Origin of the sequence: Microbacterium sp. AB, from assembly GCF_032878875.1 — a bacterium.
GTDB classification, from domain to species: Bacteria; Actinomycetota; Actinomycetes; order Actinomycetales; family Microbacteriaceae; genus Microbacterium; species Microbacterium betulae.
Map to the genome: position 1 here is coordinate 1,179,091 of NZ_CP118157.1, position 21,413 is coordinate 1,200,503.

The following is a 21,413-nucleotide window of genomic DNA, read 5'->3' on the forward strand; positions in this document are numbered from 1 at the left end:
GAGGCGAGGAGCGTCAGTCGAAGAAGGCGGCGGCCGCGCGCGCCTCGTAGACCGCCTCGTCGATGTCGTCGCCCGTGACGTTGACGTGCCCGACCTTGCGGCCCGGCCGCGGCGCCTTGCCGTAGGTGTGGATCCTGGCGAGCGGATGGGCGTCCATGGCGGCCGCGAAGCGGCCGGTGATCTCCTCGCCCTGCGGTCCGCCCAGGATGTTGACCATGACGGCGGCGTCGGCGGTGGGGTCCGTCGCACCCAACGGGAGGTCGAGGACGGCGCGCAGATGCTGCTCGAACTGGCTCGTGACGGCGCCGTCCTGGGTCCAGTGGCCGCTGTTGTGGGGGCGCATCGCGAGCTCGTTGACGAGGATGCGGTCGTCCTCCGTCTCGAACAGCTCGACGGCGAGCATCCCGGTGACGCCCAGGCCGTCCGCGATCGACATGCCGAGACGGGCAGCGACCTCGACGAGCTTCTCCGAGGCGCCCGGCGCGGGCGCGAGCACCTCGGCGCACACGCCGTCGCGCTGCACCGTCTCGACGACGGGATAGGCGGCCATCCCGCCGCTCGGACGCCGCGCGACCTGCTGGGCGAGCTCCCTGCGGAAGACGACGAGCTCCTCGGCGAGGAGCGCCTCGCCGCCGAAGTCCGCGAACCAGTCGGCGACCTCCTCGGGGCGCGAGACGACCTTCACGCCCTTGCCGTCGTAGCCGCCGCGGGGGGTCTTGACGACCGCGCGGCCGCCGTGGTCGTCGAGGAACGCCCGCAGCTCGGACGTGTCCGACACCGCGGCCCAGTCGGGCTGCGGTGCGCCGAGCTCGGCCAGCCGGCGTCGCATGACGAGCTTGTCCTGGGCGAAGCGCAGGGCGTCGGGGCCGGGATGGACGGCGACGCCGGCCTCGACGAGCGCCCGGAGCACCGGCTGCGGGACGTGCTCGTGGTCGAACGTGACGACGTCGACGCGCTCGGCGAAGGCGAGCACCGTCCCGGCGTCCCGGTAGTCGCCGACGGCCGTCGCCGCGAGGGCCGCGGACATCCCCTCGCCCTCGGCGAGCACGCTCAGCTCGACGCCGAGCTCGACCGCGGGAGCGATCATCATCCGGGCCAGCTGGCCGCCGCCGATCACACCCACGCGCAACGTCATGTCTCACAGTCTGACGCATCGAGGGACGCGCCGCCGCGGATCAGGCCTGCGTCGCGGGGAGCTGGTGCCCGAAGGAGAAGCCCTGGGAATCCCGATGCGCCTGGATCTGGCTCATCTCCACCTGGTCGGCGAGCACCTCGTGGACGAGACGCGCGTCGGGCACGTTCCGCAGCACGAGGGGCGCCGAGACGCCGTCCGAGAGGGTGAGGGTCCCGGCCCCCCAGAGCCGCTGCAGGACGCCGCGCCGCAGCCGGATGCCGTAGCCGCGCGTGTGCGAGAGCTCCGTGTGACTGCGCGCGAGGAGACCCCGCTTCGCGATGACGCGCCGCGTCGTGATCGTGTAGGTGCGGGTGAGCCACACGACGAACGGGACGACCGAGCCGACGAGCACGATCGCGCCCGCCGCCGCGAGGAGCATCCAGTCCTCGAACGGGGCCGGGAGACCGCCGTAGAGGTACCCCGTGGCGCCGGCGACCGCGATCAGCAGCACGGCGGACCACACCAGCCGCCTCGCGTGTCCGCGCACGCGCGCCACGAGCAGCTCCGGCGAGGGTGCCGCCGGCGGCGTGGCGGGGCGACCCGCGGGATAGGAGGGCATGCTCACCCCTCCATTGTCGGCCCGCGGCCGCCGCGCGGGCGCCGCCGCGCCGGCAGGCGGCGCGCCGGCAGGCGGCGCGGGTCGTCGGACACGACGCAGGAAGAACGGCGCCCGCGAGGGTCGACACGCCGTGTGGCGCGGCCGAGCGGCGCGAGGATTCCTGCGTCGTGCAGGGGGCCGCCGTGGCGTGGATGCTCAGCGCACGTGCACGACGTCGCCCGCGGACACGGCGACGGGGCCGTCCGCGGACTCGACGACGAGGCGGCCGTCCGGCGCGAGCGACGCCGCGCGCCCGCGGAGCGCCGACCCGTCGGGGAGGGAGACGCTCACCTCGCGGCCGAGCGTGAGGCACATCGCCGACGCCTCGCGGTGCACGCCGGACGCGACGGCGTCGCCGTCCGCCGACGCGAGGGCCACGAGCAGCCGGTCGAGCTCGGAGAGGTACGTCGCGACGAGGGCGTCCTCGTCGCACACGATCCCCAGCGCCGGGAACGAGGTCGCGGTGGGCACCGGCAGATCGCCGGGCTCGAGCCGCGTGTTGACGCCCGTGCCGATCACGACGGCGTCGGGCGCGGCCGTCGCCTCCGCGAGGACGCCGCAGATCTTCCGAGCCGTCCCCTCGTCATCGCGCACCAGCACGTCGTTGGGCCATTTCAGCCCGGCCTCGTGGCCGTCCGCCTGCGCGGCGATCGCCTGGCGCATCGCGACCCCGGCGACCAGCGGGATCCATCCCCGCGCGGCGGCCGGCAGCCGCGGCACCTGCACGACGACCGACACCGCCAGCGCCGAGCCCGGAGGGGCGACCCATCGCCTGTCCAGGCGCCCCCGCCCGGCCGTCTGATCGCGCGTGAGCAGCACGCCGAGGTGCGGCCACTCCTCGCCCGCGCCGATCGCCCGCACGAGGTCGGCGTTGGTCGATCCCGTCCGAGCGAGCTCGATCACCCTGCCCGACGCCGCGCGCGTCCGCTCCCAGTCCACGCACCGACCCTAGCCCGCCATCCGCCCCGAGCCCGGGCCGGCGCCGACGTGTTCAGATGTCGCTCCCGGCGATCTCCAGGCTCACGGCCTACCCTTGTCGGGTGCTGCACTCGTCCGAAGCGCCCCTCGTCGGCGTCGTCATGGGGTCCGACTCCGACTGGCGCATCATGGTCGACGCCTCCGACGCCCTCACCGAGCTGGGCGTCCCGCACGAGGTCGAGGTCGTCTCGGCGCACCGCACGGTCGACAAGCTCGTCCGCTACGGGCGCGAGGCGCGCGGCCGAGGGCTGAAGGCGATCGTCGCCGGAGCCGGCGGCGCGGCGCACCTGCCCGGCATGCTCGCATCCGTCACGGCGCTTCCCGTCATCGGCGTCCCCGTGCGGCTGAAGTCCCTCGACGGCCTCGACTCGCTGCTCTCGATCGTGCAGATGCCCGCCGGCATCCCCGTCGCGACGGTGTCGATCGACGGCGCGAGGAACGCCGGCCTCCTGGCGGCGCGCATCCTCGGCACGGCGGACGGCGACATCGCCGACCGCGTCGAGCAGTACGCCCGCGACCTGGAGCGTCAGGTCGAGGAGAAGAACGCACGGCTGAAGGGCTCTCTGTGACGGCGATCGCCGCGGAGCGTCCTCGGACGCGGACGTCTTCCGGCGCTCTCGTCGAGACGCGTCCGATGCGGCACCCCGATGCGGCGGACGCGGCGCTCATGACGCGGCGCGGATGGTGGCTCGTGATCCTGGGCTGGCTCATCCCGGGCTCCGCGCAGGTGCTCGCGGGGGGCCGCAGGCTCGGGCGCTTCGCCCTCGGGACGACGCTCGCGGCGTGGACGCTCGTCGCCGTGGGGGCGCTCGGGCTCCTGCTCTGGCGCGACGGCACGATGAACGTCCTGCTCAACCCGTTCGTGCTCATCGTGCTCGCCGCGCTGCTCCTCGGCTACGGCGTGCTCTGGATCGTCCTGTCGATCGACACGCTGCGGCTCGTGCGCCTGGTGAAGACGAAGAGCCCGGCGCGCTTCGGGATCGCCGCGCTCGCGATCGTCCTCATGGTCGTGACCGGAGGAGGGGTGGCGTACGCCGTCCCGCGCGTCGTCGCCGCCTCCAACGCCCTCGGCTCGATCTTCGGCGCGAGCGCCCCCGTCGTGCCGCCGAGCGACGGGTACTACAACATCCTCCTCCTCGGGGCGGACTCGGGAGACGGCCGCGACTCGATGCGGTTCGACAGCATCTCGGTCGTCTCGGTCAACGCCGAGACCGGCGCGGTGACGATCACGGGGATCCCCCGCGAGCTCGGCGGCGCGCCGTTCAGCGAGGGCAGCCCCATGCTGTCGCTCTACCCGGACGGCTTCGAGGGGCACGCCGACGCGTCCTGCGGCTGGGACGACTGGATGAACCACATCCGCCAGGCGGCGGAGGTCTGCCGCGACGACCAGGGCGTCTCGCTCTACCCCGACGCCGAGTCGCAGGGCTCGTCGCCCGGCGTCGAGGCGACGAAGGACGCGGCCGAGGGCGTGACCGGGCTCGAGATCCCGTACTACGCCTTCATCGACATGAACGGCTTCGCGTCGCTCATCGACGCGCTCGGCGGCGTCGACATCGACGTCGTCGAGCGGCTCCCCGAGGGCGGGGGCCCGCAGTACGAGGGGCAGCCGGCCGAGGACTGGGCGACCGGATGGATCGAGGTCGGACAGCAGCACATGGACGGCGAGACCGCGCAGTGGTACGCCCGCTCCCGCTACACGACGAGCGACTGGGACCGGATGCGCCGCCAGCGCGAGCTGCAGGAGGCCATCCTCGCGCAGTTCACGCCGGAGAACGTGCTCACCCGCTTCCAGGAGGTCGCCAAGGCCGGCACCGCGATCGTGGAGACCGACATCCCGCAGTCGCTGCTGCCGACGTTCCTCGACCTCGCGGTCCTCGCGAAGGACCAGCCCATGACGTCGGTGGAGCTCACGCCCGAGAGCGAGCTCGCGGTGAACCAGGAGGACCCCGACTACGACGCCATCCACGCGTACCTGCAGGGCGTGCTCCACCCCGAGGAGTCCGCGCAGTGACCGTGCGGCTGCGGGTCGTCCTCGATCAGCTCGCGGCACCGACCGACCCCGATCTGCAGGCGGCATCGCGAGACCTCGCGCGGATGCTCGTCGAGTCGGCACCCGGCGGATGCGTCGTCGACGCCATCGCGCCCGCGGGAGAGCCGCTGGCGGTACCGGGCATCCGCAGCGAGAAGCGGCTCTCGATCGGACGTCGCGAGCTCGTCGCGGCCTGGCGGATGGGCGTCGCCGCGGGGGCGGACGGCGGGCTCGTCCACTCGCCGACCCTGCTCGCGCCGCTCGTGCGCCACGACAGGGCGAACGACGCCGCCCAGACCGTCGTGACGCTGTGGGATCTGCGCGCCTGGGAGGCGCAGGGCGAGCTGCCGAAGGGGGCCGCCGGGCTGCAGCACGCGCTGCTGAAGCGCGCGCAGCGTCACGCGGACGCGCTCGTCGTCCCCTCGCATGCGATCGCTGTCCGGCTCGCCGAGCGTGCGGACCTGGGTGCGCGGGTGAGGGTGATCCCCGGGGCTCCGCCGGAGGGCTTCTCCCTGCCGACGGACGCGGAGGCGCGTCGGCGCGATCTCGCGCTGCCCGAGCGCTTCGTCGCGACGTCCGGGGGCGCGGCGCCGTCGGACGGCCTCGCGACGGCCTTCGCCGCCGCGCGGGCGGCGGACCGCGACGTCGTCGTCCTCGACGCACCGGACGGCCAGGGGCGTGCCGTCCGCGAGATCGCGGCGTCGACGGGGCTCGCGGCCGATCGCGTGCACGTCCGCGGCGCGCTCGACCGCGGAGATCGGGCGGCGGTCATGGGGCACGCCGGCGCGTTCGTGGCGGGATCCGCGCGCGCCGCGTGGCCCTGGCGGGCGGTCGAGGCGATGAGCCTCGGCACGCCGGTCGTCGCGGTCGACTCGGACGGCCACCGGGAGGTCGTGTTCGACGGCGGCGCGGTCGTCGGGGCGGACGATATGGGCGATGCGCTCGTCGCGGCCCTGGACGGCGAGGAGGAGCGGATGCGCGTCCTCGCACTCGACCGGGCGCGGGCGTTCTCCTGGCACGGCGCCGCGGAGATGGTCTGGCAGCTCCACGCGGAGCTGTGAGGACGTCGCGAGCGCGCATCGAGCGCGCGTCCAGGCGCGCACGCGGCGCGGCGATAGGATCTGGAAGTGGCATTTCCCGGGATGACGAGGCAGGACGCTCCGCAGTGACATCGATCGACCTGTCGCAGTACGACGTCCCGGGCCGCGGTCGCGGCATCCTCGACGTCTTCCACTGGAGCTATCTCCTCCGGCTGCTCGTGCGCAAGGGCACGGCCACGCGCTACCGCAACTCGGTGCTCGGCTGGACGTGGTCCTACGTCAAGCCCGGCATCCAGTACCTCGTGTACTTCCTCGTGATGGGCATCATCCTCGGGATGGGCGGGCGCACCGAGAACTTCCCGCTCTACCTCTTCGCGGGCATCGTCGTCGTGAACTTCTTCAACGAGGGCTTCGGCAACGCCACGAACGCCATCGTCGACAACCGGTCGCTCGTGCAGAAGATCTACCTGCCGCGCGAGCTCTTCCCGATCTCGGCCATCATCGTCGCGTTCATCCACTTCCTGCCGCAGGTGGCCATCCTCCTGATCGTCGCCGTCTTCATCTACGGCTGGGTCCCGTCGTTCGTCGGGATCGGCGCCGCGCTGGTGGGCGTCTTCATCGTCGGCAGCATGGCGCTGGGCCTGGGGCTGTTCTTCGCGGGCATCAACGTGCGGTACCGGGACGCGCAGAACTTCGTCGAGGTCATCCGCATGGTGTCGACGTGGGCGTCGCCCGTGCTCTACACCTGGACGCTCGTGGCCGAGCGGATGCACGGCTGGGTGCTCTACGTCTACATGATGAACCCGCTGACGGTGGCCGTCGAGCTCTTCCACTTCGCCTTCTGGGAGTCGACGGTCTCCTCCGACGCCGAGAACGCCTCGCCGGGCTTCCCCCCGCACTTCGAGGTCTATCTCATCGCCGCGCTCGTGGTCTGCGCCCTCGCGCTCACCATCGGCCAGTTCGTCTTCCGCCGCTTCGAGCGCACCTTCGCCCAGGACCTGTGATGCCCGACACCCTCGCCATGACCTCCGCCACGACGCCGTCGATCATCGTCGACCGCGTGTCGAAGAACTTCCTGAAGCGCAACACGCACTCCTTCAAGGAGGCGTTCATCAGCTGGATCCAGCGGAAGAAGGTGCGCAGCGACGTCTTCACGGCGCTCGACGACATCAGCTTCCAGGTCGGCGAGGGCGAGTCCGTCGCGGTGCTCGGGATGAACGGGTCGGGCAAGTCGACGACGCTCAAGCTCGTCTCGGGCGTGCTCGAGCCGGACGAGGGCAGGGTGTTCACCCGTGGACGCGTGGCGGGCCTCATCGAGGTCGGAGCCGGGTTCCATCCCGATCTGTCGGGGCGCGAGAACGTCTACCTGAACGCGGCGATCCTCGGGATGCAGAAGGAGCAGATCGACGAGCGCTTCGACGACATCGTCGCGTTCAGCGAGATCGGCGACTTCATCGACCAGGAGGTCAAGCACTACTCGTCGGGCATGTTCATGCGCCTGGCGTTCGCCGTGGCGATCCACGTCGACCTCGACGTCCTGCTCGTGGACGAGGTGCTGTCGGTGGGGGACGCCCCCTTCCGCCAGAAGTGCTACGCGAAGATCGAGGAGCTCACGGCGCAGGGCGTGACCATGCTCGTCGTGAGCCACGACACGGGCACCGTCAAGCGCCTGTGCGAGCGCGGCATCGTCATCCGGAAGGGCAAGAAGGTCTTCGACGGCCCGATCGACGAGGCCGTCGAGGCGCTGAAGGGCTGAGACGCCGCGCCGGGACGGTCAGCGGCCGAGCCGGCGGCGGAGCTTGTCGTAGCCGCGGGCGACGACGTTGAGACGGCCGACCTCGCGGCGGGTCTCGGCGATCTCCGCGCGGATGCCGCTCTCGACCTCGACGAACCGGCGGTCGATGAACTTCGTCAGGTAGAGGACGAGCCCGAGGCCGTGCTCGCCCACGTACTCGCGCAGCGCCTCGTCGCGGATGAGGGCGTCGTGCTTCTCGTGGTCGCCGCGCGAGGAGATCACGCTGTTGCCCGCGGAGCCCGCGGCCCCCGTGCGCTGGTGCCAGGAGGCGTAGGGCTCGTCGCCCAGGTACTCGAGCGGGCCGCGGGAGAGCACCTTCAGGTTGAAGCTCCAGTCGCCCACGACGGGAAGGCTCTCGTCGTAGAGGCCGAGCTCCTCGTGCAGGCTGCGGCGGTAGACGAAGCCGATCGGCACGTACCGGTTGAACAGCAGCGTGTCGCCGAGCGTGGGCGCGGCGAGATGCTCCTGGAAGACCTCGCGGCGCACGGGGAGGAGCCGGCCTCCCCGCTCCTCCTCCCAGACGATCTCGATGCGCGAGACGATGCCGCCGCGGTCGGGGTGCTCGTCGAGATACGCGGCGGCGCGCTCGAGGAACTCCGGATGCCAGGTGTCGTCGTCGTCGTGCAGCACGAGGAGCGGCGCGGAGGTCGCGAGGACGCCCGCGTTCGCGCTCACCCAGCGTCCGCGCGACGTCTCCGAGTGGACGGCGCGCACACGCGCCCTGTGCCGATCCGGCAGGTCCGCGATGAGCGCGTCCACCGTGGCGGCGTCGCCGCCGTCGTTGACGACGACCGCCTCCCACGCATCGGACGTCTGGCCGGTGATGCTCCGGAGCGCGCGCCGGAGGAAGTCCGGGCGGTCCTTCGTGCGGACGACGACGGACACGCGGGGGGCGGCGTCGGCCATGTCAGCGTCCCATGCCGTGGTAGGTCCAGCCGGCGTTGTGCCAGGCGGTGGGGTCGAGGGTGTTGCGTCCGTCGATGATGACGGGGCGGGCGACGCGGGTGGCGGTCTCGGTGGGGTCGAGGTTCCGGAATTGTGCCCATTCGGTGAGGATGACGACGGTCTCGGCGCCGGTGAGGGCGTCGTCGAGGGTGTCGGCGTAGTGGAGTTGGGGGTGGGCTCTGCGGGCGTTGGGGATGGCTTCGGGGTCGTAGGCGATGACGTCGGCGCCGAGGCCGGTGAGGCGGACGGCGACGTCGAGGGCGGGGGAGTCGCGGGTGTCGTCGCTGTCGGGTTTGAACGCGAGGCCGAGGACGGCGATGCGGTGGTCGTGGATGTGGTCGTCGAAGCTGTTCACGGCGAGGTCGACGACGTGCTGGCGGCGGCGGAGGTTGATCTCGTCGACGTGTTTGAGGAACGCGACGGACTCGCCGCGGCCGAGCTCCTCGGCTCTCGCGGTGAACGCGCGGATGTCCTTGGGCAGGCACCCGCCGCCGAAGCCGACGCCGGCGTTGAGGAAGCGGCGTCCGATGCGGTTGTCGTATCCGATGGCGTCGGCGAGCTGGGTGACGTCGGCGCCCGTGGTCTCGGCGATCTCGGCCATGGCGTTGATGAAGCTGATCTTCGTGGCCAGGAAGCTGTTGGCGGCGACCTTGACGAGCTCGGCGGTGGCGTATCCGGTGACGATGCGGGGGGTGCCCGCGGCGATCGCGGTGGCGTACACGGCGTCGAGGACGGCGGTGTCCTCGGTGTCGGTGCGGGGGTCCACACCGTACACGAGCCGGTCGGGCTCGACGGTGTCTTTCACCGCGAACCCCTCGCGGAGGAACTCGGGGTTCCACGCCAGGCGGGCCCCGGTGGGGGCGATGAGGTCCGCCAGGCGCTGGGCGGTGCCGACGGGGACGGTCGACTTCCCCACGACGAGGGACCCGGGGGCCAGGTGGGGCAGGAGGCTCGTCACGGACGCGTCGACGTAGGTGAGGTCCGCGCCGGCGGCGTCCTTGCGCTGCGGGGTGCCCACGGCGATGAAGTGGACCTCCGCGTCGGCGGCGGCGGCGATGTCGGTGGTGAACGACAACCTCCCCGAGGCCAGCGCGGTGGTCAGGATCTCGGGCAGCCCGGGCTCGAAGAACGGGGTCTGACCGGATGCGAGCAACGCGATCTTCGCCTCGTCCACGTCGATCCCGACGACCTCGTGCCCCAGCGACGCCATCGCCGCCGCGTGCACCGCACCCAGATACCCACAACCGATCACACTCAACTTCATGACGTACGACACCTCTCCGGCCTGCTCGATCCGTGCCGCGACGGGGACTCGTGCTCCGCGGCGCATCCCCACAATCCTCCCATGCGCGCGCGGCGCGCTCCTCGGAACGACATGAGCGGTCGCTGGACCACGGCGCGCCCGCGTGAAATCCGCGATTCTCTCTGGTAGTCGCATCTGTCACACTGTTCACATGCGTCTCGGAAAACCTCCTCGTACGCCCGCGCGAGGGCGAAGCCGGCTTCTCGTGTCGGCGCTGGCGGTCGCCTCGCTCGTCGCGGGTGTCCTCACCGCCACGAGCGCGGCGGCGGCGACCTCGGAGACGGACCCGACGCCGGAGCCGAGGATCACCGCGAGCACCGGCCCGAACACCATCCCGACCCCCCTGGCCACGCCGTCCGCGACCCCGGAGCCGATCCCGACCGCGACGCCGGAGCCCTCCGCGACGCCGACTCCCACGGCCACGCCGGGGGAGATCTCCGACGAGGAGATGGACCGGATCGCCCAGGACACCACGCTCGACGCGGCGGTCGTCGAGGAGGGCGCGCTGGGACGCGCGAGCGCGGCGAGCCTCGTGGGGTTCGACGCCGGGAACATCGTCAGCGACGCCGTCTTCTACAACGGCACGGCGATGAGCTCCACGCAGATCCAGGCGTTCCTGAAGAGCAAGGTGCCGACGTGCCGGTCGGGGTACACCTGTCTCAAGGACTTCACGACGACGACGACGACCCGCGCCGCCGACGCGTACTGCGCGAAGCCCTACCAGGGCGCGAAGAACGAGACGGCCGCGAGGATCATCGCGAAGGTGGCCCAGGCCTGCGGCATCAACCCGCAGGTGCTTCTCGTCATGCTGCAGAAGGAGCAGGGCCTCGTCACGCACACATGGCCGAGCAGCTGGCGCTACACGATCGCGATGGGGATGGCGTGTCCCGACACGTCCGCGTGCGACACGCGCTACTACGGCTTCCAGAACCAGGTGTACGGCGCCGCGCGGCAGTACCAGATCTACGCGAAGTCCAGCTACTTCAACTGGTTCCCCGTCGGCAAGAGCTCGCAGGTCCAGTACCACCCGAACGCGTCGTGCGGATCGGGCGCGGTGACGATGAAGAACAAGGCGACGGCGAGCCTCTACTACTACACGCCCTATCAGCCCAACGCGGCCGCGCTGCGCGCCGGGTACGGCGAGGGCGACGCCTGCTCGGCATACGGCAACCGGAACTTCTACAACTACTTCACCGACTGGTTCGGCTCGACGCGGACGCCCGAGCCCGCGCTGATCCGCGCCGGCACGGACATCTTCCTCCTCAACGGCACGACGAAGGTCCACATCACGCAGGCCACGATCGGCGAGTACCAGGCGGCGTTCGGGGGATGGACCCAGGTGAGCGCGCAGTACGCGGCGCAGTTCCCCACGAAGGGGAAGGCCACGCTCTTCCTCCGCAACGCGAGCACGGGAGACGTGTCGCTGCTGCAGGGCGGCACGCGTCACTACTTCTCCACCTGCGCCCAGGTCGCGCAGTGGGGCGGGAGGTGCGGCACGGAGACAGCGCTCACGTCGGCGACGTATGCCGCCGTCCCCGCGGGGGAGAGGCTCACGAACTTCGTGCGCAAGCGGGCCGGCGGCGCCCTGTACCTCATCGACGGGTCGCGGCTCGATCCGCTGTACAACCGCGCGGCGGCGACGACCCTCAACGGCGGGAAATGGCCGTACGCCGCCGTCATGCCCGCCGCGGGGCTGAAGAGGCACGGCTCGGGGGAGGTGCGCTTCGCACCCGGTACCTTCCTCGAGCAGAACGGCTCCGTCCGCGCGTACCTGCCCACATCCGACCGTCGCCTCGTCTACCTGCCGAGCTGGGGCATCGCCGACGAGTACGGGCTCGCAAGGGGGGCGAGCGCCAGGGTGCCCGCCTCGACGCTGGCGCTGTACAAGAAGACCGGGACGCTCGGCCTGTTCGCCCGGTGCGGCGGCACGCCCTACATCGCGGCGGGCGGGACGCTGCGGCCGATCACGTCGTCGTACGGGTTCCACGTGTCGAACCTCGACGCCGCGACCTGCGCCCAGCTCGACCGCTCGAACGCCTCGCGTCTCGGCGCGCTCTACGTCCAGGGCAAGGGGCGCGACGAGGTCTACCTGCTGCAGGGCGGGAAGCTCCGCCACGTCACGACCCCGGCCGTCCTGAACCGGCTGGGCGGGGGCAAGAGGCCCCTCGTGCTGTCCCTGTCGGCGCAGACGGTCGACTTCCTGCCGAAGGGCGCGGCGGTCCGCTGAGATCGGCGGACCGCGCGCCCGCCGCTCGGCGTCGCGCGGCCGGTCAGCGTGCGAGGTACGCCGCGAGCCGTTCGTCCGCGTCGGCGGGGGCGTAGCCGGTGCTCGCGAGCTTCGAGAGGTCGAGCACGCTGTTGCGCGGACGGGGAGCGATCGGCCCCGTGGCGTTCGCGAAGTAGTCCGCCGTGCTCACGGGGGTGACCCGCGCGGGGTCGTGGCCGGTGAGCTCGAAGACCCGCCTCGCGACGCCGGCCCAGGTGATCGGCGCGCCCGCGCCGGTGAGGTTGTAGGTCCCGTAGGCGGGTCGGACGGCGAGGAGGTGGCGGATGGCGTCGGCGATGTCGGCGGTGAACGTCAGGCGGCCGGTCTGGTCGTCGACGACGGCCGGGTCGACGCCGCGATCGGCGAGCGACGCCATCGTCGTGACGAAGTTCTTGCCGTCGCCGATGACCCAGCTGGTGCGGACGACGTAGTGGCGGGGGACGGTGGCGACGAGCGCGTCGCCCGCGGCCTTGGTCTGCCCGTAGACGCCGAGCGGGCTGAGCGGCGCGTCCTCCGCGTACGGGGTCTCGCTCGTGCCGTCGAACACGTAGTCGCTCGAGACGTGGACGAGCGTCAGGCCGTGGGCCGCGGCGATGCGCGAGAGCGCCGCGACGCCCGTGACGTTCGCGGCCCATGCCTCGCGGCGGCCGTCAGGCGTTTCGGCCCGGTCGACGGCGGTGTGGGCGGCGGCGTTGACGATCGTGTCGTAGTCGCGCCAGCGGCGGGCACGGTCGAGACCGGCGTCCGCGAGGTCGAGGTCGGCGCGGGTGGTGTACTCGACGTGCGGCCGGTCGCCGAGGACGTCGCGGAGGGCACGGCCGAGCTGCCCGTTCGCACCGAGGACGAGCGTCTTGCGCGGGGGGACGGCGGCGACGTCCGCGAGGCGCGGATGGGCCTTGTCCTTCTCGGAGATCTCGACGTCGGCGAGCGGGATGGGCCAGTCGATCGCGACCGTCTCGTCGGCGAGGTTGAGGAACGAGTACGACGCGTCGGGCGACCAGTGGTCGTTGACGAGATAGGTGTAGGCGGTGTCGGGCTCGAGGGTCTGGTAGCTGTTGCCGACGCCGCGGGGCACGAAGATCGCCTTCGACGGGTCGAGCTCCGCGGTGTGGACGGCGCCGAACGTGGGGCCCTCGCGCAGGTCCACCCAGGCGCCGAAGATGCGTCCCGTCGCAACGGAGACCCACTTGTCCCACGGCTCGGCGTGGATGCCGCGCGTCGTCCCCGGCTTGTCGTTGAAGGAGACGTTGTTCTGCACGGGCCCGAAGTCGGGGAGCCCCAGCGCCGTCATCTTCTCGCGCTGCCAGTTCTCCTTGAACCATCCGCGCCCGTCGCCGTGCACGGGAAGGTCGAAGACCACCAGCCCGGGGATCGAGGTCTCGGTCGCCTGGAGCCCCTTGCCGAACGCCGTCACCGCGTCACTGTCCCTTCGACGCGTAGAACGCCTCGACGCCGTCCTTCGCGGGCGCCCACCAGGCCTCGTTGTCGCGGTACCAGTCGATCGTGGCCTTCAGGCCGGTCTCGAAGTCCTGGTAGGCCGGCGTCCATCCGAGCTCGGTGCGCAGCTTCGTGGAGTCGATGGCGTAGCGGAGGTCGTGCCCCGGGCGGTCGGTGACGTGGTCGTACGCGTCGGGAGACTGCCCGAAGAGCGAGAGGATGAGTTCCACGACCTCCTTGTTGTCCTTCTCGCCGTCCGCCCCGATGAGGTAGGTCTGCCCGATCTCGCCCTTGTCGAGGATGGTCAGGACGGCGGAGGAGTGGTCGTCCGCATGGATCCAGTCGCGCACGTTCTCGCCCGCGCCGTAGAGCTTGGGGCGGATGCCGCGGATCACGTTGGTGATCTGTCGGGGGATGAACTTCTCCACGTGCTGGTAGGGGCCGTAGTTGTTGGAGCAGTTCGAGATCGTCGCCCTGACCCCGAACGAGCGCACCCAGGCCCGCACGAGCAGATCCGACCCGGCCTTCGTCGAGGAGTACGGCGAGGAGGGGTTGTAGGGGGTGCTCTCCGTGAACCGCCGCGGGTCGTCGAGCTCCAGGTCGCCGTAGACCTCGTCGGTGGAGATGTGGTGCAGTCTCCTGTCGTGCCGGCGCGCCGCCTCCAGGAGCGTGTAGGTGCCGATGATGTTCGTGTCGAGGAACGGGCGCGGGTCGTGGAGGGAGTTGTCGTTGTGCGACTCCGCCGCGTAGTGCACCACGGCATCCACGCGGGCGAAGAGCGCGTCCACGAGGTCCGCGTCGGCGATGTCGCCGACGACGAGCTCCACGCGGTCGGCGGGGAGCCCGTCGAGCGAGGCGCGGTTCCCCGCGTAGGTCAGCTTGTCGAGCACGACCACCCGGTGGTCGGTGTGCGCGACGACGTGGTGGACGAAGTTCGAGCCGATGAAGCCGGCGCCGCCGGTGACCAGAAGCGTCGCCATGTTCACTTTCCCCGTTCCAGGACCTCGAGGAGGTACGACCCGTACCCCGACTTCACCAGCTTCTGCGCCCGCTCGCGCAGCTCGTCGTCCGCGAGGAACCCCTGCCGCCAGGCGATCTCCTCCGGCGAGCCGATCTTCAGGCCCGTGCGCCGCTCGATGGTGCGGACGTAGTCGGCCGCGTCGGTCATCTGGTCGAACGTGCCCGTGTCGAGCCAGGCGGTCCCGCGGGGGAGGACCTCCACCTGCAGCTTCCCGCGCTCCAGATACGCGGCGTTGACGTCGGTGATCTCGAGCTCGCCGCGGGGCGAGGGCTTCAGGTTCCGGGCGATCTCGACGACGTCGTTGTCGTAGAAGTACAGCCCCGGGATCGCGTAGTTGCTCTTCGGACGCGCCGGCTTCTCCTCCAGCGACACCGCCCTGCCGGTCTCGTCGAACTCGACGACGCCGTATGCGCGGGGCTCCGCGACCCAGTACGCGAACACCGCGCCGCCGTCCACGTCCGCATACCGCTTCAGCTGCGTGCCCAGCCCCGGCCCGTACAGGAGGTTGTCGCCGAGGACGAGGGCGACCTTGTCGTCGCCGATGAAGTCCGCCCCGATCGTGAACGCCTGCGCCAGCCCGTCCGGCGACGGCTGCACCGCGAACGTGATCGACACCCCGAACTGGGACCCGTCGCCCAGCAGCCGCTCGAACGACGCCGCATCGTGGGGGGTCGTGATCACGAGGATGTCGCGGATGCCCGCCAGCAGCAGCGTCGACAGCGGGTAGTAGACCATCGGCTTGTCGTACACCGGGACCAGCTGTTTCGACGTCCCCAATGTGATCGGGTGCAACCGCGTCCCCGAACCGCCCGCAAGAATGATGCCCTTCACAGCACCCATCGTTACATACTCGTTCGCGCCCATCCTGACGGCGGGGTCGGGCCGGGGTCAGGAGTCGTCCGGAATGCTCCAGAAGTACGCCGTGCCGCCGGGATGGTCGACCGTGAGGGCCTCGTCGAGGTCGCGGTAGTCCGAGTCCTCGTTGTGTCCCACCATGCGGATCGACACGGAGCCGTCGTCTTCGCGGACGACCTCCGAGACGACCTGGACGTGGTCGAGCGCCCCGCTGGCGTCCCAGTCGAACATGACCAGGTCTCCGACCTTCACCTCGTCGCGCTGATCGAGCTCGAGGCGGGTGACGCCGAGCGCCTCGGCGTTGCCCTGGATCCACGTCTCGAAGGCGGGCACGTAGGTCCAGGTCGTCGTCGCCGACGAGCCGTCGTTGTACCAGTCCGCGCTCTGCTGCCATCCGCGGGCGACGAGGGTCTGGCTCGCGAAGTTCATGCAGTCGCCGCCGAGCGGGTTGTAGTCGCCGTATCCGTCGACGTTGTAGTCGTCCCAGTGCGCGAGGGCGTACTCGAGCTGGCGGTCGACGCCGGTGCGCGCCTCGTAGAGGTAGGCGAGCGGCTCGGGCGTGTCGACTGCGGCGTCCCCGACGAGCGCCGTGACCGCGACCTCGCCCGCGGTGTAGTCGGGGGCATGGGGCACGACGATCTCGACGGACTCGTCCTCGACGGAGACGATCGACGCCGAGGTCTCCCCGAACCGCACGTCGTCGACCCCCGAGAGCCCCGTTCCGGAGAGGGCCAGCGTCTCGCCGGCCACGAGCGACCCGGACGTGGAGCTGAGCCCGGTGAGCGCGGGGGAGACGGCGGCCTCTGCGGGAGCGGCGCGCGTCTCGGGCTCCGCGTCGGCCGCGCCGTCGTCCGGCTCTCCGGCCCGGATCGAGACCGACGGCGACGCGGGGGCGGAGGAGGCCGTGGGCGAAGCGGTGGCGACCGGGTCTTCGGCGGACGGGCCGGAGAGGACGCCGAACCCGACCGCCGCGATCACCGCCGCGGCACTCGAGGCCGCCAGGACGACGACGCCGCGGATGCGGGCGCGGCGTCGTCGCTGCGCTCGTGCCCGCGAGCGAGGCGTCCCGACGTCGGCGCGCTCGGACGGCTCGACCGGCGGGCGTCGCGCCTGTGAGCGCGCGGACGCGGAGGGAGGGGGTCGGGTCGGCGCATCCCCGCGAGCGTACCGATCCGGCCTTCGTGGATCCTGGAGGTCGCTCACGGACGGGATGGCCACCCCGCGCCCCGGCTCGCGCGGCGATGGCGGATAGCATCGACTCTGGTCCGCCGAGCCCGGCGGACGCGAACGGAGGGCAGATGGCCGCGCGGGAGAAGACGGTGCAGAAGAGCGCGTCGACGACCGGGCGCTGGGCATGGCCCGTGCTGACAGCGGCTCTCACGCTCGTCCTGGCGGCGTCCCGGCTCGTCGTCACGCCGCGCTTCTACTTCTCCGACGACACGGAGCGCGGCTCGGCCGGGCAGTGGTGGCAGCTGGGCGACCAGCTGCTCCAGGGCAGGCTGCCCATGCTCGACCCGTCGGCGTGGCAGGCCGGCAACTACTGGGCCGAGGGGCAGTGGGGCCTCCTCAACCCCGTCACGTGGCTCATCGCGATCGCGGCGCGGCTCAGCGAGAGCCCTGTGCTGCACGCGACGGTCGTCAAGCTCGTGTTCCTCGTCATCCTGTCGCTCGGGGTCTACCTGCTCGCGCGGCAGTTCGGCGCGCATCGCCCGTGGGCCGCGCTCGCGGGCGTCCTCGTGCCGGTGTCGGGCTTCGTCGTCTACATGGACGCGGCGTCGTGGTCGACCGACCTGTTCAACGTGGCGCTCTTCCCCTGGGCATGGTGGGCGCTGCGTCGCGCGGTGGAACACCGGCGCTCCCCGTTCCCGTATCTCCTCGTGAGCTACCTCCTCATCACGATCGGGTACGTATTCGGCGTGATGATGCTCGTCGTCATCCTCGTGGAGACGCTCGTCCGCCACGCCGTGCGTCGCGACGGGGCGCGTGTCGTCCGGACGCTGCTCGCCTCGGCGTGGGGCGCGCTCCTCACGATCGTCGTGTACCTCCCCGCCGTCCTCACCGCGCCGGTCACCGAGCGGGGGGATGCGCCGTTCGAGAATCTGCGGTTCCTCAACGCCGACCTGACGGATCTGGCCTCGGCGGGCAACCCGTGGGTGTCGGCGACCATCCGGTCATGGGGGACGGAGGCGACGGAGGGTCCGCTCGTCCACATCGCGTGGGCGCTCCTGCTCCTGCCTCTGGCGCTTCCCCTCGCACGCTCGGCGGTGAGGCGCGGCATCCCCCTGTTCGTGCTGGGCGGCGTCGCCCTCGTGCTCGTGCTCGGCCCGAGCCACATGGGGCCCATCCGGTGGCCGCTGCGCCTCATCCCCTATCTCGCGATCGTGCTCGTCGTCGTGTTCGCCGTGGGGATCTCGCGGAGGTATCCGCAGGGCGCGACGCGCAGGGCCTTCTGGCTCTCGGGCGTCGTGATCGGCGCGACGTCGCTCCTGACCTGGGGCAACGGTCCCTATGCGTGGAAGGCGATCCTCGCGGCTGCCGCCGTCGCGTTCGCGGCCCTCGTCGTCCTGCGATGGATCGCCCGCGCGCCGCGCGTCCGGCGGCGCGCGGCCTGGGCCGCGGTCGCCTCCATGGCGGTGACGGCCGTGTTCGTGGCCGGTCAGCTCTACTTCCTGCCGACGTCGCCGCTGCCGAGCCGTGACGCCCCCGACAGCGCCTCGGCCCTCGAGTCGGTGCTGCCAGACGCCCACGGGGACGGGATCGTGGTCGGCGACGCCGAGGACGGATGGCAGGACGACGCGAGCTGGGACGAGCGGCTCATCGCGAACCTCTGGTACTTCAGCCCGACCGACGTCAGCAGCATGTACACCGTGCTGCCGTTCGAGACCTTCGGCGACGACCTCTGCATCGACCTGCGCGGCAAGACGTGCGAGGCCGCGCTCGACACCCTGTGGTCGGTCGACGACGAGACGGGGCTGCGCGTCTCCGACCTCATGGGCGTGAGCACGATCGTCGCGATGAAGGACACCTACCCCGACGAGCCCGAGGCGCCGGAGGGGTGGACGCTCGCGGAGGAGGGCGAGTACACCTGGCTGTTCGAGCGCGACGAGGCGCTGCCCGCGGCGGGCGGCGTCGTCTGGACGGCGGACGGCACGGCCGTCTCCGTCACGGCGCAGAGCGACACGGAGGTGACATTCACCGTGGACGCGGCAGGGGAGGACGGCCGCGTCGTGCTGAGCCGCCTGCCCTACCCGGGCTACTCCGTCGACGGAGCCGTGCAGGTCGACGCCGTGCGCGGATGGCTCCTGACGGTCGACGTGTCGGACGCGGCTCCGGGCGACAGCGTCACGGTGTCGTTCCGGCCTCCGGCCTGGCCGCTGCTCGTGGGCTCGTACGTGCTCGCGCTCGCCGTGGGAGCCGGCTGGCTCGTCGGCGGCGCGATCCTGCGGCGGCGGCGTGCGGCGGCACGGGAGGCGTTGCGCTGAGGAGCGCTCGCCGGCCGGACACGCCACAATGGGTGCCATGCGATCGCCCGGCCCGGAGAGCTTCGACGACCTCGCCTCGCGGCTGCGCGAACGACGTGCCGAGGCCGGGTCGCCGTCGTTCGCCGAGATCTCGCGACGCGTCGGCGAGCGACGACGGCGCGGCGGATCGGATGGCGCTCAGCCCCCTGCCCGGTCGACGGTCTACGACTGCTTCCGTGACGGTCGGCGCCGGGTCGACGTCCCGCTCGTGCTCGACATCGTCGCCGCTCTCGGGGCCGATGCAGCGGAGCTGGCCGTCTGGCGGACGTGGTGCGCCTCTCTGCAGGACGGCACGCGGCGAGGTGCGGCCGTCCTGACCGGCTTCGCGGGCGTGCCGGCACGCGCCGAGCCCTTCGTCGTCCCGGAGCGCGCGCTGGCGCGGGCCCGTCGGGGCAGCTCCGCCGTCGTGATCACCGGGATGCCCGGCGCGGGGAAGACGCAGCTGGCCGCTGCCGTGATCGCCGAGGGGCGCGAGCGCAGCGCGATCACGATCGACGTCCGGGGCAGTGACACGAGGGCGATGCGAGCGGACGCCCGCGCCGTGCTGGACGCCGTGGCACGGCAGCTGGGGATCGGCGCGGAGGACCCGATCCCCGACGAGGCGTGGGCGGAGCGGATCGCGGACGAGCTCCGGCGGACCGCGACGGCGATCCTCTTGGACGACGCGGCGAGCCGCGAGCAGTTCGAGCCGCTTGCGCGCTTCGCGACCACGCGCGTGGTCGTCACGACGAGATCTGCGGCGGTGCGCACGCCGTGGACGACCGTGGTCGAGCTTGCGCCGTGGGCCGAGGACGACACGATCGCGCTCCTGCGCGCGTACCTCGGCGAGGACCGGATCGCGCAGGACGCCGAGGCGGCTCGTCGTCTCGCCGCCCTCACGGGAGGCCTGCCGCTGGCGACGAGCATCGTGGCGGCGCGCGTCGCGCGTGCCGACGACTGGTCGCTCGCCGACCATTGCGAGCGCATCCAGGCCAGGCTGGCGCGCCTCCATGTCGACGACGTCGTCCACGCCGTCTTCTCGCAGGCGTACGAGGCGCTCGGACGCGAGCAGCGTCGAGCGCTCCGGCTGCTGGCCGCGCAGCCGTGCGCCCACCTCCCCGTCTCGTATGCCGCCGAGCTGTTCGATCGCTCGGAACCGGCGTGCGACGGGCTTCTGCGGGATCTCCGGATCGCTCACCTCGTCGACGTCGGCGACCGCGTGTGGATGCACCGTCTCGTGCGGGTGTTCGTGCTCGCCCAGTCCTGGGAGGAGGAGCCGAGCAGCGTGCGGGACGCCGCCGTCGACCGCCTCGTCGACGCCTATCTGGCATCGGCTCGCGACGCCGACGCGGCCTGGCTCACGCACGAGATCGGCCACCTCGTCGAAGTCACCGCGGCGGTCGCCGCCCGTCGACCGAACGCGCTGCTGGAGGCGACGGCGCTGGTCTCGGACCATCTCGATGCGCAGGGGATGTTCCGGTCCGCCGAGGCGCTGCAGCGGCGAGCGTACGAGTCCACGCTGCGCGATGCGACCGACGAGGCGAAGACGAAGGCCGCTCTCGCCCTGGGCCGCACCCTCGTGCGTCGCGGCAGGCCGCATGCCGACGCGATCCTGTCCGAGGCCCTGCTCTGGGCCGAGCGCACGGGCGCGGCGGCCGAGGCCAGCTCCGCGGCGAACAGCCTCGCCGTCAGCGCATCGATGCGGGGCGATCTGGACGATGCGCTGCGGCGGTTCCGCGTGTCGCTCGTGTGGGCCGAGCGTGCCGACCGGCGGGACTTCCAGGGGCGTCTGCACGACAACATCGCGATCCTGCTGCGGCGGCGGGGCGAGCTCGCGGAGGCGCGTCGGCACCACGAACAGGCCCTCGCGATCGCGGAGGAGCTCGGCGACGACGCGTTCGCTTTCACGGTGCTGGGGAACCTCAGCGAGCTCCTCCTCCTCATGGGCGACACCGCTGCGGCTCTGGACACGGCGTCGAGGGCCGTCGAGGGCGGCGCCGCGGCGGGCGACTTCTGGCAGGCGAACGCGCTGAACGGACTCGGGCGCGCGTTGAGCGCGTCGGGGCAGCACGCCGTCGCCGTCGACCGCCAGCGGGAGGCGCTCGATCTCGCGACGACGACGGGAGCGCCGGCGCTGATCGCGGGAGTGCACAACGACCTGGGCGCGACATACGCCGAGTCGGGCGACGTCGAGGCCGCGCGCAGGAGCTTCGCCGCCGCCCACGACGTCGCCGTCGAGGGCGGTGTCGTGTTCGAGCAGGCGAAGGCGCTCATCGGCCTCGCGGAGCGCGATGCGGAGGCGGGGGCGTACGAGGCCGCCGCCTCGCGCGCTCAGCAGGCGTTGTCGTTCGTCGAGGCGGGCGGGCCGGAGGCCCGGCGGGCGGGCGCCGTCCTCCAGCGCGTCGATGCGCACGACGACGGCGGGCCACGACCCGAGGAGGCGCGGGGCGCGTAGGCGCGGGAGCTGTCCGG

The 21,413-nt window shown here is 72.0% G+C and carries 17 protein-coding genes; 8 read left to right on the plus strand and 9 right to left on the minus strand.

Annotated features, from left to right (window positions below; genetic code table 11):
* Window positions 1-13: 13 nt before the first annotated feature.
* The 3 genes from N8K70_RS05650 to N8K70_RS05660 all read right to left on the minus strand — a co-directional run bounded on the left by N8K70_RS05650 (window position 14) and on the right by N8K70_RS05660 (window position 2,711).
* Entirely contained in the window at window positions 14-1,135 is a 1,122-nt protein-coding gene (locus tag N8K70_RS05650) for a 5-(carboxyamino)imidazole ribonucleotide synthase (protein WP_317140628.1), read from the minus strand.
* 40 nt (window positions 1,136-1,175) lie between these two features.
* Window positions 1,176-1,733, minus strand: a complete 558-nt coding sequence (locus N8K70_RS05655; RefSeq protein ID WP_394357825.1) for a PH domain-containing protein — start codon at window positions 1,731-1,733, stop codon at window positions 1,176-1,178.
* Window positions 1,734-1,928: 195 nt separating this feature from the next.
* Complete coding sequence (locus tag N8K70_RS05660) at window positions 1,929-2,711, minus strand: biotin--[acetyl-CoA-carboxylase] ligase (RefSeq protein ID WP_317140630.1); 783 nt, start codon at window positions 2,709-2,711, stop codon at window positions 1,929-1,931.
* 140 nt (window positions 2,712-2,851) lie between these two features.
* Between N8K70_RS05660 and purE the strand changes: the two genes are divergently transcribed.
* From purE to N8K70_RS05685, 5 genes are all read left to right on the plus strand, one after another.
* On the plus strand, window positions 2,852-3,319 hold the full coding sequence (gene purE, locus N8K70_RS05665; protein ID WP_317141177.1) for a 5-(carboxyamino)imidazole ribonucleotide mutase: 468 nt from the start codon (window positions 2,852-2,854) through the stop codon (window positions 3,317-3,319).
* 65 nt (window positions 3,320-3,384) lie between these two features.
* Window positions 3,385-4,761, plus strand: coding sequence for an LCP family protein (locus N8K70_RS05670; RefSeq protein WP_317140631.1), 1,377 nt, complete (start codon window positions 3,385-3,387; stop codon window positions 4,759-4,761).
* Window positions 4,758-5,840: a glycosyltransferase gene (locus tag N8K70_RS05675; protein WP_317140632.1), complete on the plus strand. Its 1,083-nt coding sequence runs from the start codon at window positions 4,758-4,760 to the stop codon at window positions 5,838-5,840. Before N8K70_RS05670 ends, N8K70_RS05675 begins: the two co-directional genes overlap by 4 nt.
* A gap of 104 nt (window positions 5,841-5,944) precedes the next feature.
* Window positions 5,945-6,823 (plus strand): ABC transporter permease, encoded by an 879-nt coding sequence (locus N8K70_RS05680; RefSeq protein ID WP_317140633.1) that lies wholly within the window; start codon window positions 5,945-5,947, stop codon window positions 6,821-6,823.
* Entirely contained in the window at window positions 6,823-7,575 is a 753-nt protein-coding gene (locus N8K70_RS05685; protein WP_317140634.1) for an ABC transporter ATP-binding protein, read from the plus strand. The genes N8K70_RS05680 and N8K70_RS05685 overlap by 1 nt, the downstream gene beginning before the upstream one ends.
* A gap of 18 nt (window positions 7,576-7,593) precedes the next feature.
* Here the strand turns inward: N8K70_RS05685 and N8K70_RS05690 are convergent, their stop codons facing one another.
* Together N8K70_RS05690 and N8K70_RS05695 are read right to left on the minus strand one after the other, a co-directional pair.
* Window positions 7,594-8,520, minus strand: a complete 927-nt coding sequence (locus N8K70_RS05690; RefSeq protein ID WP_317140635.1) for a glycosyltransferase family 2 protein — start codon at window positions 8,518-8,520, stop codon at window positions 7,594-7,596.
* A 1-nt stretch (window position 8,521) separates the two neighbouring features.
* Window positions 8,522-9,823: a UDP-glucose dehydrogenase family protein gene (locus N8K70_RS05695; RefSeq protein ID WP_317141178.1), complete on the minus strand. Its 1,302-nt coding sequence runs from the start codon at window positions 9,821-9,823 to the stop codon at window positions 8,522-8,524.
* Between the two features lie 244 nt (window positions 9,824-10,067).
* Here N8K70_RS05695 and N8K70_RS05700 point away from each other — a divergent pair, with 244 nt between their 5' ends.
* Window positions 10,068-12,089 (plus strand): hypothetical protein, encoded by a 2,022-nt coding sequence (locus tag N8K70_RS05700; protein WP_317140636.1) that lies wholly within the window; start codon window positions 10,068-10,070, stop codon window positions 12,087-12,089.
* Between the two features lie 43 nt (window positions 12,090-12,132).
* Here N8K70_RS05700 and N8K70_RS05705 read toward each other — a convergent pair whose 3' ends face one another.
* The 4 genes from N8K70_RS05705 to N8K70_RS05720 are packed head-to-tail and all read right to left on the minus strand — an operon-like array spanning window position 12,133 to window position 16,419.
* Window positions 12,133-13,542: a bifunctional dTDP-4-dehydrorhamnose 3,5-epimerase family protein/NAD(P)-dependent oxidoreductase gene (locus N8K70_RS05705; RefSeq protein ID WP_317140637.1), complete on the minus strand. Its 1,410-nt coding sequence runs from the start codon at window positions 13,540-13,542 to the stop codon at window positions 12,133-12,135.
* A 4-nt stretch (window positions 13,543-13,546) separates the two neighbouring features.
* Complete coding sequence (gene rfbB, locus N8K70_RS05710; protein ID WP_317140638.1) at window positions 13,547-14,545, minus strand: dTDP-glucose 4,6-dehydratase; 999 nt, start codon at window positions 14,543-14,545, stop codon at window positions 13,547-13,549.
* Between the two features lie 2 nt (window positions 14,546-14,547).
* On the minus strand, window positions 14,548-15,417 hold the full coding sequence (rfbA, locus tag N8K70_RS05715) for a glucose-1-phosphate thymidylyltransferase RfbA (protein ID WP_317141179.1): 870 nt from the start codon (window positions 15,415-15,417) through the stop codon (window positions 14,548-14,550).
* 57 nt (window positions 15,418-15,474) lie between these two features.
* Entirely contained in the window at window positions 15,475-16,419 is a 945-nt protein-coding gene (locus N8K70_RS05720; protein ID WP_317140639.1) for an amidase domain-containing protein, read from the minus strand.
* 320 nt (window positions 16,420-16,739) lie between these two features.
* On the opposite strand from N8K70_RS05720, the gene N8K70_RS05725 reads away from it, so the two are divergent.
* Both N8K70_RS05725 and N8K70_RS05730 read left to right on the plus strand, forming a co-directional pair.
* Window positions 16,740-18,923 (plus strand): glycosyltransferase family 39 protein, encoded by a 2,184-nt coding sequence (locus tag N8K70_RS05725; protein ID WP_317140640.1) that lies wholly within the window; start codon window positions 16,740-16,742, stop codon window positions 18,921-18,923.
* A 37-nt stretch (window positions 18,924-18,960) separates the two neighbouring features.
* Window positions 18,961-21,396, plus strand: coding sequence for a tetratricopeptide repeat protein (locus N8K70_RS05730; protein ID WP_317140641.1), 2,436 nt, complete (start codon window positions 18,961-18,963; stop codon window positions 21,394-21,396).
* The last annotated feature ends 17 nt before the right edge of the window (window positions 21,397-21,413 follow it).

Excerpts from the sequence above, each read along its gene's own strand:
- N8K70_RS05650 (WP_317140628.1), bottom strand. The coding sequence starts at position 1,135 with ATGACGTTGCGCGTGGGTGTGATCGGCGGCGGCCAGCTGGCCCGGATG.
- N8K70_RS05725 (WP_317140640.1), top strand. The coding sequence starts at position 16,740 with ATGGCCGCGCGGGAGAAGACGGTGCAGAAGAGCGCGTCGACGACCGGG.
- N8K70_RS05690 (WP_317140635.1), bottom strand. The coding sequence starts at position 8,520 with ATGGCCGACGCCGCCCCCCGCGTGTCCGTCGTCGTCCGCACGAAGGAC.
- N8K70_RS05670 (WP_317140631.1), top strand. The coding sequence starts at position 3,385 with ATGCGGCACCCCGATGCGGCGGACGCGGCGCTCATGACGCGGCGCGGA.
- N8K70_RS05730 (WP_317140641.1), top strand. The coding sequence starts at position 18,961 with ATGCGATCGCCCGGCCCGGAGAGCTTCGACGACCTCGCCTCGCGGCTG.
- purE (WP_317141177.1), top strand. The coding sequence starts at position 2,852 with ATGGGGTCCGACTCCGACTGGCGCATCATGGTCGACGCCTCCGACGCC.
- rfbB (WP_317140638.1), bottom strand. The coding sequence starts at position 14,545 with ATGGCGACGCTTCTGGTCACCGGCGGCGCCGGCTTCATCGGCTCGAAC.
- N8K70_RS05685 (WP_317140634.1), top strand. The coding sequence starts at position 6,823 with ATGCCCGACACCCTCGCCATGACCTCCGCCACGACGCCGTCGATCATC.
- N8K70_RS05695 (WP_317141178.1), bottom strand. The coding sequence starts at position 9,823 with ATGAAGTTGAGTGTGATCGGTTGTGGGTATCTGGGTGCGGTGCACGCG.
- N8K70_RS05655 (WP_394357825.1), bottom strand. The coding sequence starts at position 1,733 with ATGCCCTCCTATCCCGCGGGTCGCCCCGCCACGCCGCCGGCGGCACCC.